The 14,084-nt window shown below is 70.9% G+C and carries 10 protein-coding genes; 6 read left to right on the forward strand and 4 right to left on the reverse strand.

What is annotated here, in order from left to right; translation table 11 throughout:
• Positions 1 to 65: 65 nt before the first annotated feature.
• Positions 66 to 1,892, reverse strand: a complete 1,827-nt coding sequence (locus OHO83_RS42915; protein WP_266680683.1) for an ABC transporter substrate-binding protein — start codon at positions 1,890 to 1,892, stop codon at positions 66 to 68.
• A 278-nt stretch (positions 1,893 to 2,170) separates the two neighbouring features.
• On the opposite strand from OHO83_RS42915, the gene murQ reads away from it, so the two are divergent.
• Complete coding sequence (gene murQ / locus OHO83_RS42920; RefSeq protein WP_266680685.1) at positions 2,171 to 3,079, forward strand: N-acetylmuramic acid 6-phosphate etherase; 909 nt, start codon at positions 2,171 to 2,173, stop codon at positions 3,077 to 3,079.
• A gap of 56 nt (positions 3,080 to 3,135) precedes the next feature.
• On the opposite strand, the gene OHO83_RS42925 is transcribed toward murQ, so the two are convergent.
• Positions 3,136 to 4,077 (reverse strand): MurR/RpiR family transcriptional regulator, encoded by a 942-nt coding sequence (locus OHO83_RS42925; protein ID WP_266680687.1) that lies wholly within the window; start codon positions 4,075 to 4,077, stop codon positions 3,136 to 3,138.
• Between the two features lie 112 nt (positions 4,078 to 4,189).
• Positions 4,190 to 5,275 (reverse strand): serine hydrolase domain-containing protein, encoded by a 1,086-nt coding sequence (locus OHO83_RS42930; protein WP_266680689.1) that lies wholly within the window; start codon positions 5,273 to 5,275, stop codon positions 4,190 to 4,192.
• A gap of 132 nt (positions 5,276 to 5,407) precedes the next feature.
• On the opposite strand from OHO83_RS42930, the gene OHO83_RS42935 reads away from it, so the two are divergent.
• The 3 genes from OHO83_RS42935 to OHO83_RS42945 all read left to right on the forward strand — a co-directional run bounded on the left by OHO83_RS42935 (position 5,408) and on the right by OHO83_RS42945 (position 9,300).
• On the forward strand, positions 5,408 to 6,328 hold the full coding sequence (locus OHO83_RS42935) for a GNAT family N-acetyltransferase (RefSeq protein WP_330280640.1): 921 nt from the start codon (positions 5,408 to 5,410) through the stop codon (positions 6,326 to 6,328).
• A 30-nt stretch (positions 6,329 to 6,358) separates the two neighbouring features.
• Positions 6,359 to 7,882, forward strand: a complete 1,524-nt coding sequence (locus tag OHO83_RS42940; RefSeq protein ID WP_330280641.1) for a glycoside hydrolase family 3 protein — start codon at positions 6,359 to 6,361, stop codon at positions 7,880 to 7,882.
• A 188-nt stretch (positions 7,883 to 8,070) separates the two neighbouring features.
• A complete protein-coding gene (locus OHO83_RS42945; RefSeq protein WP_266680695.1) occupies positions 8,071 to 9,300 on the forward strand; it encodes a MalY/PatB family protein in 1,230 nt (409 codons plus the stop codon).
• Positions 9,301 to 9,386: 86 nt separating this feature from the next.
• Here the strand turns inward: OHO83_RS42945 and OHO83_RS42950 are convergent, their stop codons facing one another.
• Complete coding sequence (locus OHO83_RS42950; RefSeq protein ID WP_266680697.1) at positions 9,387 to 11,543, reverse strand: glycoside hydrolase family 3 N-terminal domain-containing protein; 2,157 nt, start codon at positions 11,541 to 11,543, stop codon at positions 9,387 to 9,389.
• Between the two features lie 107 nt (positions 11,544 to 11,650).
• On the opposite strand from OHO83_RS42950, the gene OHO83_RS42955 reads away from it, so the two are divergent.
• Entirely contained in the window at positions 11,651 to 12,502 is an 852-nt protein-coding gene (locus OHO83_RS42955; RefSeq protein WP_266680699.1) for an endonuclease/exonuclease/phosphatase family protein, read from the forward strand.
• Entirely contained in the window at positions 12,499 to 14,082 is a 1,584-nt protein-coding gene (locus OHO83_RS42960) for an alpha-amylase family glycosyl hydrolase (protein WP_266680701.1), read from the forward strand. Before OHO83_RS42955 ends, OHO83_RS42960 begins: the two co-directional genes overlap by 4 nt.
• Positions 14,083 to 14,084: the final 2 nt, after the last annotated feature.

The raw sequence follows: 14,084 nt of genomic DNA on the forward strand, positions 1-14,084 counted from the left end.
GGTGGGATGACACAGGCGGACAGGGCGGCGGCTGTGCGGCTGCCGCCCTGTCCTAGTGGGATCGCTTACTTCTTGGGCTGGATGTAGCCCTGCGCCATCCACATGCCGGGGAAGTTGCCCAGCAGGTCGTCCTGCCCGTTCTTGGGGAACTTGGTGAAGTTCTTCTCGTTGTAGAACTTCACGTTGGTGTAGTCCCAGATCGGGATGACCGGCACCTCCTGCGCGGTGACCTGGGCGAGCTGGTCGATGATCGGCTTGGCCGACTCGTTGTCCAGGCCGGCGAGCTGCGCGGTCAGGTTCCCGGGGTTGACGCGCTTGCCGCCCACGGTGACGTCGACCGGGCCGTGCATCCAGTTGCCCGAGCCCTTCTTGTCCGTGTGGGAGGCCTTGTCACCGTTGGCGGTGAACCCGTCGGACTCGCCGTACAGGCGCTGGAAGTCGCCGCGCGCGGTGGAACCGACGGCGGTGAGCCACCAGCCCACGTCGAACTTCTCCGCGGCCATGTCCTCCTGGTACTTGCCGAAGTCGGCGGACAGCTGCGGCTTGGTGTCGATGCCGGCCGAGGTGAGCTGGTTGGCGATGACGGTGGAGGCGGAGATCCAGTCACTGAAGCCGTTGACGGTCTGCAGCGTCATCTTCCACTGCTTGCCGTTGGCCAGGTACCACTTGCCGCCCTTCTTGGTCAGGCCGGCCTTCCTGAACAGCGCCTCGGCCTTGGCCGCGTCGTGGGCGTAGGGCTCCAGAGCCGAGGACTGGTCCTTGGTCAGCCAGGCCTGGGTCATCTTGTCGACCATGCCGGTCGGCGCGGCGGCGGTCTCGCCGCCCACCGGCTGGCCCACCTTGGTGGCCGCCTCGCGGTCGAGCAGGTACGCCAGCCCCTGGCGCACCTCCTTCTTGTCGTACGGGGCGCGGCTCTGGTTGAAGGCCAGCGACGCCTGGACGTAGCTGACGCTCTCGGTGCGCTGGTAGCCCTTGCTCTCGATCTGCTTGAGCACGTTCTCGGGAATGGCGGTGAAGGGCGCGGCGTCCAGCTCGCCGTTCTTCATGAAGCCCCAGATCTGCTCGTTGCCCGAGTAGTGGCGGACGACGACCTGGCTGGGGCCCACCTTGTCGGCGGCGTAGAAGTTCTTGTTCTTGTCGAGGATGACCGAGCCGGGGTTGAGCTTGCGCACCACGAACGGACCCGCCGAGATGTCTTTCTGGGGGGCGAAGGCCGCGACCTGCTTGCCTATCCCGGTCAGTTTGGCGGTCGCGGCCTTTGCCCCCTTCGCCTTGGCCGGATCGGCCTGCTGGCTCGCGTGGATGACGTCCCACATGTCGGCGGGGACCAAGTGGCCGTAGACCTTGGCGTTGACGATGACCTGGCCGAGGACCTGCTTGGTGAAGGTCAGGTTCTTGGTGCCGGGAGCCTGCTTGAACTCGAAGGCGCCTGCGCCGGCCGACTCCACCGACGACACGTTGAGACCCTCGGTGAGACCACGGGCGCCGACCGCGGCGGCGCTCTGGGTGTAGCCGAGGGCCATCGACAGCCTGAGGTCGTCGAGGCTCACCGGGGTGCCGTCGGACCACTTCGCGCCGTCCTGGAGGTGGACGATCAGGGAGTCGCCCTGCATCTCCCAACTCTTCGCCAGGCCGGGGAAGTTGTCATTGGGGTTGAGCGGGTTCTTCTTGTCCCAGCCGAGGCGCATGGTGTTGAAGCTGACGAAGCTGTTGCCGTTGGCGTTGTACGGGTTCATCGGCGCGCCGGGCGTGATCGGGTTGTTGGCGTCGACCGTGGTGAAGACACCGCCCCTGGCGCCGTTCTCGGCACCGGAGTCCGGTGCGCAAGCGGCGAGCGTTCCGAGCGTCGCCAGTGCGGCGGAGGCTGCGACGAAGTGCTTGAACCGGACCATACGCGTGGTCTCCGATCGGGTGACGGAACAAGGCGGAAGGAAGAGGCCCTGAAGGTGAGCAGACCGTAGGAGCGACCCTGTGGGCATGTCAATAATTTGCGTTGGCCGAATCCTGTTCGTAACTTCCCGCCCTCGGGCCCGTGCCGACAGGCCATCGGGAGCGACGACCGAGGCTGATGGGCGATGCGGTCTACGTGAAAAAGTTACGTACAACCGGCAACCCCTGTGGCAAAGTTGCGCCGCGCTGATCCCCGCTCGCTGACCGAGAGGACTCCACGATGCGCCCGCCGCGTGCCGAACGTGTCAACGCTCCTACAGAGACCCGCAATCCCCGCACCCGCGAGATCGACGACATCCCCACTCTGGAGGCGTTGCGCCTGCTCAACGCCGAGGACCGGATCCCGGCCGACGCCGTCGCCGCCGTGCTGCCCGACCTGGCGCGGCTGGTCGACGAGACGGCACAGCGGATCAGGGCAGGCGGCCGGTTGCACTATTTCGGCGCGGGGACGTCGGGCCGGCTCGCCGTGATGGACGCGGCCGAGCTGATCCCCACGTTCGGCATGCCGCCCGGCATCGTCGTGGCCCATCATGCGGGCGGGCCCCGCGCGTTGATCGAGCCCGTCGAGGGCGTGGAGGACAGCGCGGACGCCGGCGCGAGCGATGCGGCGGGGGTGGGATCCCGGGACGTCGCGATCGGTGTGGCCGCCAGCGGCCGCACCCCCTACGTCGGCGGGGCCCTGCGCGCCGCCCGGGCGGCCGGTGCCTTCACGGCTCTGGTGAGTGCCAACCCCGCGGCCGAACTCGCCGATGAGGTGGACGTTCACCTGGGCGTGGACACCGGACCCGAGGCCATCGCGGGCTCCACCCGCCTCAAGGCGGCCACCGCGCACAAGCTGGTCCTCAACAGCCTGTCCACGATGGTGATGGTCGCGCTGGGCCGGACGTACTCGAACCTGATGGTCGATGTGACGGCCACCAACGGCAAGTTGCGCGGTCGCCTCATCACCATCCTCGTGGAGGCCACCGGACTCGACGAGGAGACGTGCGCCGCCGCGCTGGCCGCCTCGGGCGGGGAACTGAAGACCGCTCTGGTCGGCCTGCTCGCCGCGTGTTCACCGCAGCAGGCGCGAGCGGCGCTGGCGGACAGCGGCGGACGCGTCCGTGCGGCGCTGCGTCTCCTGGACTGAGGGCCGCGCGTCACTGCGGACATTCCCGCCGGTCCGGACCGGCGGGAATGTTCCGGTCACCCCTTCGAGCGCCGCCGGTGCACCGCGCTGTACGTGCGTTCCAGCGCGCGCGTCGTGCGGCTGCTGTTGTGCTGGGCCACGCCGACGAACAGGCAGTCCACCAGCGTCAGCGCGGCGATCCTGCTGGACATCGCGCCGGTCCTGAAGGTGGTCTCGCGCGCGGCGGTGACGAGGACGTGATCGGCTACCTGGGCGATCTCGGAGCGCGGGAAGTTGGTGATCGCGATGGTGGTGGCGCCGTTGTCCGAGGCCTCCCGCATGGCCGTGACGGTGTCGGCGGACTCGCCGGTGTGCGAGATGCCGATCGCCAGGTCGCCCCGGCCGAGCAGGGCGGCCGACGTGACGGCGCCGTCCCGGTCCGGCCACGCGGTCGCGCGGTGCCCGATGCGGTGCAGCTTCTGCTGGAGGTCCAGCGCGATCAGCGCGCTCGCGCCGACCCCGTACAGGTCCAGGGCGCTGGCGCTGACGACGGCGTCGATCGCCCGCTCCAGGACGTCCAGGTCGATCTGGGCGATGGTCTCCTCCACCGCCCGGGCGTCGGCGAAGCCCAGCTTGCTCACCACGTTGGCCAAGGAGTCGCCGGGCTCGATCTCGCTGCCGGCACTCGACCAGACCCGAGCGCCCTCCTTGCTCCCCGCGGCTGTGGCCAGCGCGATCCGCAGATCGGGGTACCCCTTGAGACCCACGGCCCGGCAGAACCGGATGACCGTCGTCTCGGATGTCCGGCATTCCGCGGCGAGTTCGCTGATGGTCCGCCCGGCCACTCCCACCGGATCGGCGATCGCCGCCTCGGCGACGCGCTGCTCCGACGGCGGCAGCGAGGGCAGGAGCGCACGGATCTGCACCAGCACGGACGGTGCCGGTGCGGTGCGTTCCGCGCTGGGGACACGACGAGGGGTGTCGCCTCGTACGTTGTTCCGGTGACGTGAAGCAGTCATGTGGGAATCCTACGGTTTCGGTGGGGGACGGGGAGCGGGCCGAGGGATTCGTCTGTCGCAGTCGGATTCGTCCGTGGCGTGCGCGGTCGGCGTGACGGAGGCGGCATGGTGGTCAACTGCCGTGGGAAAGGGCCGACTCGGTCCGGGCGACCGCCGCGTGCACCACGCGGCGCAATGTCTTCGCCCGCGCACCGCGCCCGTAGTGCACGGCGTTGGTCAGCAGCACCACCCAGATGCCGCTGACCGGGTCGAGTGCCAGGCTGGTCCCGGTGAAGCCGGTGTGCCCGGCACCGGACGAGGGCCAGTGCGGGGACATGTGGTCCCACTGGTCACCGGGCAGCGTCCAGCCCAGTCCCCGGGCGCCGTTCAGGCCGTGGGTCTGCAGGTTCAGCGCCTCGGTGCGCATCTGGCGGGAGAGCACCGATTCCTCGGAGAGCCAGCAGGCTCTCAGGTAGTGCGCCAGGTCGGGAGCGGTGCCGAACAGGCCCGCGTGCCCGGCGACACCTCCCAGACTCTCGGCGTTCTCGTCGTGGACGACGCCCCGCTTGGGCTCGCCGTCGGACGCGGCCTCGGTCGCGGCGGTGTGCGCACGCCACTCGGCGGGCGGCAGGTAGCGGACGGTTCCCAGGCCGAGCGGGTCGAGCACCAGGTCCCGAACGGCGTCGTCGAGCGGCGCATCGGCGACTCGGGCGACGATCTCACCGAGCAGGATGAACCCCACGTCGGAATACTGCACGACCCGGCCCGGCGCGTGTTCGAGGGGCTCGCGCAGCACGGCGGTCAACCGGTCGGCCGGGTCGCCGGGAAGCTGCCAGAAGTCCCGGTGCGGGGGCAACCCCGAAGTGTGCGACAGCAGATGACGAATCGTCACCTGCTCCCTGCCCTTCCCGCGGAAGCGTGGAAGGTGACGGCTGACCGGGTCGTCGAGGCCCAGGTCTCCGCGATCGGCGAGCCGCAACACGGCCGGCAGGGTGGCCACGACCTTGGTCAGCGAGGCCAGGTCGAAGACGGTACCGGCGGTGACCGGACGGCCCGAGGGCCCCGAGGCGGTGACGCCGTAGGAGGAGGTGTGCACCTCACCCGCGGTCCCCCGTCCCGTGATCAGGACGGCGCCGGGCACCGTACCGTCCTCCACCGCACGCCGCACGAGGTCCGACGGATCGGTGATATCTGCGACGCCTTCGGCTGCGGGCATCATGGTCCTGCCTTCCGGTTGGGTACGGGGGGCTGACAGGCCGATCATCCCGCTGGTAATTTTTCGCCGCAACAACGAACTCAAACGTTATTGATTTACGTGCGGTGTCTCCACCGACCCCCGAGGTGAGCAGCGATGACGACCCCTCACTCCATCAGGACCGCGAACGAGAGCGACCTTCCGGCCCTGCGCACCCTCGTCCAGGCAGCGCTCGTGCACGATCGGGACGCCGCTGATGTCCTCGACCTTCTGTGGACGCAGGCCGCGTCCCGCCCCCGGCTCCGGCTCCTGGCCGAGACCGACGGACACCCCGTGGGTCTCGTCGTCGGCGCGCTGGGACCGGCAACCGAGGACGCCCCCGCCACCGGCCACATCGACCTGATCGCCGTACACCCCCAGGCGCAGAGCCGGGGCATCGGACGGACCCTGCTCACCCGCGCCGAGGAACTCATCACCGCCGCCGGTGCCACCCGGTTGATGATGCGGGGCAGACCGCCGTACTACGCCTGGCCCGGCATCGACATCCGCTACACCCGAGCCGTCTGCCTCGCCGAGTCCAGCGGCTACACCCGCGGACGCGAGGGCCTCAACATGAGCGTCGACCTGCCCACCGCGCCACTGGACACGGCAGCCGACGAAGCGCGTCTGGCCGCCGCCGGAGTGCAGGTCCGCCGCCTGACCGCGCAGGACGAGAAGCCGTTCCTCGCGTGGATGGCCCGGTGGGGCGGCACCTGGGACGGCGAGGCCGCACGCGCCCTCGCCTATGATCCGCCGCGCGGCCATGTCGCCGTCCGCGAGGGTGCAGACGCAGTCGAATACGTGGGATTCGCCTGTCACGGCGTCAACCGCCGCTCCTGGTTCGGCCCGATGGGCACCGACTCCGCCCTGCGTGGCATGGGTGTCGGAACCGTACTGCTGCGGCGCTGCCTCGCCGACCAGCTCGCGGCCGGGCTCGACGAGGCCGAGATCGGCTGGACCGGGCCCGTCCACTTCTACGCCCGTGGTGTGGAAGCGCGGCTCGGCCGGGTCTTCTGGACGTACTCCAAAGACATCTGAGCCCCACGACCAGACTTGAGAGGATCCGTCATGCCGTCCGTCCGCACCGGCCAGCCCTCCAGCGTGCTGCTGACCCTCGCCGACCAGGTGCTGCAGCCCGGCTTCCACGGCACCGTCGCCCCCGACTGGATCCGCCGCCGGCTCGGCGACGGGCTGCGCTCGCTCCTCCTCTTCGGCCCCAACATCCGAGATCGCGCGCAGACCGCCGCGCTCACCGATGCCCTGCGCGCCGAGAACCCTGACGTACTGATCGCCGTCGACGAGGAAGGCGGCGACATCACCCGCCTCGAGGCGACGACCGGCTCCTCCTATCCCGGCAACCTCGCCCTCGGCACCATCGACGACACCGCGGTGACCACTGCCGTCGCCCGCTCGATCGGCGCCGAGCTGCGTGCCGTCGGCATCGACCTCGACTACGCACCCGACGCCGACGTCAACTCCAACCCCGACAACCCGGTCATCGGCACCCGCTCCTTCGGCGCGGACCCGGCACTGGCCGCCCGGCACACCGCTGCCTGGATCCGCGGACTGCAGAGCGCGGGAACCGCCGCGTGCGCGAAACACTTTCCCGGCCACGGAGACACCGACAAGGACTCCCACACCGACCTGCCCGTTGTCGCCATGGACGCCGACCGGATCGCCGAACTGGCCCTGCCGCCCTTCCGCGCCGCCCTGGCCGCCGGCGCCCGAGCGGTGATGACCGCTCACCTCCTCATCCCCGCCCACGACGCCGAACACCCGGCCACCGTGAGCCCGCGCCTGGTCACGGGACTGCTCCGGGAAGAGCTGGGATTCGACGGACTCGTCGTCAGCGACGCCGTCGAAATGCGGGCCGTCCGCGCCCGCTACGGACTGACCGGGGCCGCCGTCCGCGCGCTGGCCGCGGGCGTGGACCTCGTCTGCCTCGGCAACACATCGGGCGAGGCCGAGTTCACCGCCCTGCGCACCGCCATCGCGCAGGCGGTGGAGCGCGGCGAGCTCCCGGAGGAGCGGCTGGCCGAAGCCGCCCACCGCACGGCCGGCTTCACCGCCTGGCAACGCGACCTGGCCAAGACCGCTGCCGTCGCGCCGCCGGACCGGGAGCTGGGACTAACGGCCGCCCGCCGTGCCCTTCGCCTCACCCCACCCGGCGCACCCGCACTGCCTCTGAAGAAGGCCCCCGTCCTGGTCGAGTTCGGCATCCCCGGCACCGTCGTCCAAGGAGACGGCGTTCCGTGGGGCCTGGGCTCCGCCCTCTCCTCGCTCCTGCCCGGGACGGTGCGTGTCGCCCTGCCCGCAGTCGCCCCCTACGACGACGCCCGGACCCATTCGATCGTGGCCCAGGCCGCAGGCCGACCGCTGGTCATCGCCGTTCGCGACGCACACCGCCGTCCCGCCGTGGGCGACTGGCTTCGCGCGCTGCTCACCCGCCGTCCCGACGCGATCATCGTGGAACTCGGCTTCCCACGCCCCGGCGTGGGCGGAGCCGTCCGCATCGACACACACGGAGCCGCCAGGGTCTGCGGACAGGCCGCCGCGGAGGCCCTCGCCGGACGGACACTGCCCCACACCTGATCGGCCGACGGTGCGGCGACCGGGTCGCGCCTCATCGGCCGACTGCCCGGACCCGTCAGTGAAGAGCTTCCACCAAGAGCCCCGCTGCCGACGGACCCTCAGGGAACTGACGGTCCAGCGGTGCCGTGCCATCCATGGACACCGCGCCGTCATCGACCCGACCTCGGGTCGTGGCTAGCATCACGACCATGCCATCCGACAGGGATCCGTCGATCATCAACCCGCTCGAACAGCTGACGATCGACCAGTTGCGGGCCCGGACCAGCATGAAGTGGACCACCTTTCCCGCCGACGTCCTGCCCCTCTGGGTGGCCGAGATGGACGTGCCGCTCGCCGAGCCGGTCGCGGCCCGGCTGCACGAGGCCGTCGAAGCCGGCGACACCGGCTATCCCAGCGGCCGTGCCTACGCCCGTGCCCTCCAGTCGTTCGCCGCGGACCGCTGGGGATGGCGGGGCTTCGAGGCCGAGCAGACCGCCATCGTCCCCGACGTGATGATGGGCATCGTCGAGGCGCTACGGCTGATCACGTCTTCGGGCGACGCCGTGGTGGTGTGCCCGCCCGTCTACCCACCGTTCTACGCCTTCGTCACCCACGCCGACAGAAGAGTGATCGAGGCGCCGCTCGGACCCGACGGCCGACTCGACATGGAGACGCTCAGGGCGGCGTTCGCCTCGGCCCAGCGCGTCTCGGCGCGAACCGTCCTGCTGCTGGCCAATCCGCACAACCCCACCGGAACGGTCCACACGAGGGCCGAACTCGTCGCGGTCGCCGCTCTGGCCAGGTCCTTCGGAGTGCGAGTCGTCTCGGACGAGATCCACGCACCCGTGGTCCTGCCCGGCGCGGAGTTCGTCCCCTACCTGACCGTCCCCGGCGCCGAGGACGCGTTCGCCCTGCACTCCGCGTCGAAGGCCTGGAATCTCGCCGGCCTGAAGGCGGCGCTGCTGGTGGCCGGACCGCACGCCGTCGACGACCTGCACCGACTTCCGGAGGAGGTCAGCCACGGGCCCAGCCATGTCGGCATCCTCGCCCACACCGCCGCCTTCGAGAAGGGGCGGCCCTGGCTGGACGCGCTGCTGCGTGGTCTCGACACCAACCGTGCGCTACTCGCCGACCTCGTGGCCGAGCGCCTTCCCGGGCTCGCCCTGATGTGGCCGGAGGCGACGTATCTCGCCTGGCTCGACTGCCGCGCCCTCGGCCTCCACACGACGTCCCCGACGGCTGCAGCTCCCGTGGTCAGTGACATCGCCGGCCCCGCCCGGCTGTTCCTCGACCGGGCGCGGGTCGCGCTGAGCTCGGGGCACGTGTTCGGCAGCGGCGGCGCCGGGTTCGTACGGATCAACTACGCCACCTCTTCGGCGATGCTCCGCGAAGCGGTGGACCGCATGGCCGCCGCGGTGTCCGCCCTCGAAGCGCCCTGAGCAGCGGAGAAGAGCACCACATGTCCAGGTCCGTGACCAACTGCGAGAAGTCGGCCACGGCGCCGGCCTGAAGACCGTACTGTCCGTCAGAGAATGCGCAGTGTGCAGCGGGCCCGCGCCGTCGAGCTCGTCCCCGCGTAGACGTCGATGCGGCCGCTCTCCACGACGTACGTCCCTGCCGGGTCGTTCGTCCAGAAGCCGAGGTCCTCGGCGCCGAGCCGGAAGCGGACCGTGGTGCTCTCGCCCGGCTCCAGCGTCACCCGCTCGAAGCCGCGCAGCCGGCGCACCGGCTGGGCCACGCTCGCCGCGACGTCGTGGATGTAGAGCTGGACCACCTCGTCGCCGACACGGTCGCCGGTGTTGGTGACCGTCACCGTGACCTCGAGCGTCTCGCCCGCCGCCAGCTCGTCGCGGGTGATCTCGTCGCGCAGCAGCTCCGGGGCACCGGTGGTGAACGTCGTGTAGCTCAGGCCGTACCCGAACGGGAGCTGCGGGCTCTCGTCAAGGTCCAGGTACTTCGAGACGAACTTCGGGTCGGCGCCCGGGACATGGGCGGGGCGGCCGGTGTTCTCGTGGTTGTAGTAGACCGGGATCTGGCCCACCGAACGCGGGAAGGTCACGGGCAGCTTGCCGCCGGGGTTGACCGTGCCGAACAGCACGTCCGCCACGGCGTGCCCCGCCTCGATGCCCGGGTGCCACGCCTCGAGGACCGCGGGCGCGGTGTCCAGCCAGCCGCCGATCGTCAGAGGCCTGCCGTTCAGAAGCACCACGGCGTACGGCTTGCCGGTCGCGGCGACGGCGGCGATCAGCTCCTCCTGCCCGCGGGGCAGCGCGATGTCGCTGCGCACGGCCGCCTCGCCGCTGAGCGCGGGGGGTTCACCGACCACGACGACGGTGACCTCCGCCCCCTGCGCCGCGGCGACCGCGGCCGCGATGTCGTCACCGGCGTGGGTGACGCGGGCGCCGGGCGCCGCCGTGCGCACCGCGTCCAGGATGCTCACGGACGGGAGCCGGAAGCCGCCGGGACCGGCCCAGGTGCCGTGCAGGTCCGTGGAGTTCGCGAGCGGCCCGACGACCGCGATCGAGGGTGTGGTGCGCTCCAGGGGGAGGACACCGTCGTCGTTCTTGAGCAGCACCGTCGACCGGGCACCCGCGGCGCGCGCCGCCTCACGCGCGGCCGGCGTCGGACCGGCGATCTCGGCGGCCTCGTCGGTGTACGGCTGGTCGAACAGGCCGAGGGCGAACTTGAGGCGCAGGATGCGCGTGACCGCGTCGTCGAGGCGGGACTCGCCGATCAGGCCGTCGGCCACGAGCCGCTCGCCGTGCTCGGTCACGTTGGTGGAGACCATCTCCATGTCGAGCCCGGCGCCGAAGGCGAGGCGAGCCGCGTCGGCACCGTCCTCGGCGAAGCCGTGCGCGACGAGTTCCTCGACACCCGTGTAGTCGCTGACGACGAACCCGTCGAAGCCCCACTCCTCCTTGAGGATCGTGTTCATGGTGTGCGGGTTGCCGTGTGCCGGTACGCCCGCCACCGTGTTGAACGCTGCCATCACCGTGGCCACGCCCGCGTCCACGGCGGCCTTGAAGGGGGGCAGGTAGTGGTTGCGCAGCCGCTGCTCGGAGACATCGACCGTGTTGTAGTCGCGGCCGCCCTCCGCACCGCCGTAGGCGACGAAGTGCTTGGCACACGCCGCGATGCGCTCTCCCTCCGTCAACTCGCCGCCGTCGTCGGCGCCTTGGTAGCCGCGGACCTTGGCCACCGCGAAGGCGGCGTTGACGTAAGGATCCTCGCCGCAGCCCTCGGCGATGCGGCCCCAGCGCGGCTCATGGGTGACGTCCATCATCGGCGAGAACGTCCAGCGCACTCCGTTCGAGCGGGTCTCCGCCGCGGACACCTCGGCGTCCCTGCGGGCCACCTCCGGGTCGAAGGACGCCGCCTGGGCCAGCGGGATCGGGAACGTGGTCCAGAAGCCGTGGATGACGTCGAGGCCGAACAGCAGCGGGATGCCGAGCCGGGACTCCTCGACGGCCATCCGCTGCAGCGCGTTGGTGTGCGCCGCGCCATGGATGTTGAGCACCGAGCCGAGCAGACCGGCGCGCGCCGCCGCCTCGATGTGCGCGGTCTGGCCGCCACCGGGCCCCGTCTCACCGGTCCAGGTCAGCTGCTGCAGCTGACCCAGCTTCTCGGCGGTCGTCATCTGGTCGAGAAGTACCTTGACCTGGTCCTCATACCGTCGAAGCATGCGAGCCCCCTCACCGCTCTATTGCCGCATCGCCCATGCGAAGTTAACGTGTGCGCCAGTCATGTAAGCGCATTCAGGAAGCGCATACAAGTAGGTGGAGGTTTCTGATGGCCGACCTCGGGATTCCGACGGCCGGGGACGGACTGCACGTCATGAGCCTCAACCTGCAGGTCCACTGGGACAACCCGCCCCACACCTGGCCCGAACGCAGACAGACGGTCGCCGACCTGCTGCGCCGCGCACGTCCCCACCTCATCGGCACCCAGGAGGGCCTGCGGCACCAAGTCCTCGACGTCGAGGCCGCCTTGGGCGAGTACGGTGGCGGCCACGGCTGGATCGGCGAGGGCCGGGAGGGAGGTGACGACGGCGAGTTCATGGCCATCTTCTACGACCGCCGGCGCCTGACCCCCCTGACACACGGTCACTTCTGGCTCTCCGGCACACCGGACATCCCGGCCTCCAACACCTGGGGCGGCGGCTGCCCCCGCATGGTCACCTGGGTCCACTTCCGCGACCTGGCCACGGGCGGAGAGCTGTTCGCCGCCAACACCCACTTCGACCACGCGAGCGCCCACGCCCGAGAACGCTCCGCGGCCCTGCTCGCCGAGCGGCTCAGCGCTCTCGCGCCGGACCTCCCGACCATCGTCACCGGCGACTTCAACACCCCGGCGGGACCGAACAGCCCGCCCTACACCCGCCTGCTCGCCGACACGGGTCTGACGGACGCCTGGGACACGGCCGAGGAACGCGGCCCGGACCTGGGCACCTTCCACGACTACCGGCCCCCGGTCCCTGGCGGCGAGCGCATCGACTGGATCCTCGTCTCGCGCGGCGTCCGGGTCCGCTCGGCACACGCCAACACCTTCGCGCCCGGCGGCCGCTTCCCGAGCGACCACCTGCCGATCGAGGCTGTTCTGCACACCGCACCCCGACCGTCCCCGGAGGACCACACCCCATGACCCCTCGCCGCCCCGCCACCGAGTGGCTCACCGACGCCGTCCTCTACCAGATCTACCCGCAGTCCTTCGCCGACTCCGACGGCGACGGCATCGGCGACTTCGCCGGTGCCGAGGCCAGGCTGGACCACCTGGCCTGGCTCGGCGTGAACACCGTCTGGTTCAACCCGTGCTTCGCCTCGCCGTTCCGGGACGCCGGCTACGACGTCAGCGACTACCTCACCGTCGCCCCGCGCTACGGCACCAACGACGACCTGGTCAGGCTCGTCGACGCCGCCCGCAGCCGCGGCATCCGCGTCCTGCTCGACCTGGTCGCGGGCCACACCTCCGACGAACACGCCTGGTTCAAGGCGTCGGCGGACGACCCCTCCGACCAGCGCTACATCTGGGCCGACACCGAAACGGCGCCCCCCGGCTTCGTCGCCTCGCCCGGCACCCGCCCCGGCTTCTACCAGCCCAACTTCTTCGAGTCGCAGCCCGCGCTCAACTTCGGTCACGCCCGCACGAACACGGACGAACCCTGGCGCCTGCCCGTCGACGCCGAAGGACCCCGCGCCAACCGCCGAGCCCTGCGCGACATCATGGACCACTGGCTCTCCCTCGGCCTGTCCGGCTTCCGCGTCGACATGGCCGCATCGCTGGTCAAGGACGACCCGGGCCACGTCGAGACCGCCAAACTGTGGCGGGAACTGCGCGGCTGGCTCGACGACAGCCACCCGCACGCGGCACTCCTGTCCGAATGGGGCGACCCGGCGATCTCCGTCCCGGCAGGCTTCCACGCCGACTTCTTCCTCCAGTTCGGCTCCGCGAACGACGGCCTGTACCTGCGCTCCCTGTGGAACAACTTCGCCGGCACGGTCAGCGACCCCTGGACGCCGCAGACCCCGTACTTCGACGCGTCGGGCGAAGGCTCCGCGCGGACCTTCATCGACGGCTGGCGCGAGGCCCGCGACGCCGTCGGCGACGCCGGCTTCATCGCCCTGCCCACCGCCAACCACGACTTCTCCCGCCTGGCCTGCGGGCCGCGCGCCGCCGAGCAGCTGCCCGCCGCCTTCGCGTTCCAGCTCACCTGGCCCACGCTGCCCGCGATCTACTACGGCGACGAGATCGGCATGCGCTACGTCCCCGGCCTGCCCGACCACGAGGGCAGCCGCCTCGGCCCCCGCTACAACCGGGCCGGCTCACGCACTCCCATGCAATGGGACGACACCCCCAACGCGGGCTTCTCCACCGCCCCCGCCGACCGGCTCTACCTGCCCGTCGATCCCGACGCGAACCGGCCCACCGTGGCAGCCCAGCAGGCCGATCCCGACTCCCTGCTGAACCTGGTCCGCCGCCTCATCGCGCTGCGCCGCGCCACCCCGGATCTCGGCCCCGCGGGCAGCACCGAGGTCCTGCACGACGGCTACCCACTGGCCTACGTCCGCGGCGGCCGCTACCTCGTCGTCGTCAACCCGAGCGGCCAACACGCGGACACAGCCGCCCCCAAGGACACCGCCACCCCCGTGGTGGCCTCCGGGGTCACGGTGAGCGGGGGCAGGATCAGCGCCGACGGCTTCGGCTACGGCATCTTCGAGCTGTAACC

It is taken from the genome of Streptomyces sp. NBC_00569, from assembly GCF_036345255.1.
Taxonomy (GTDB): Bacteria; Actinomycetota; Actinomycetes; order Streptomycetales; family Streptomycetaceae; genus Streptomyces.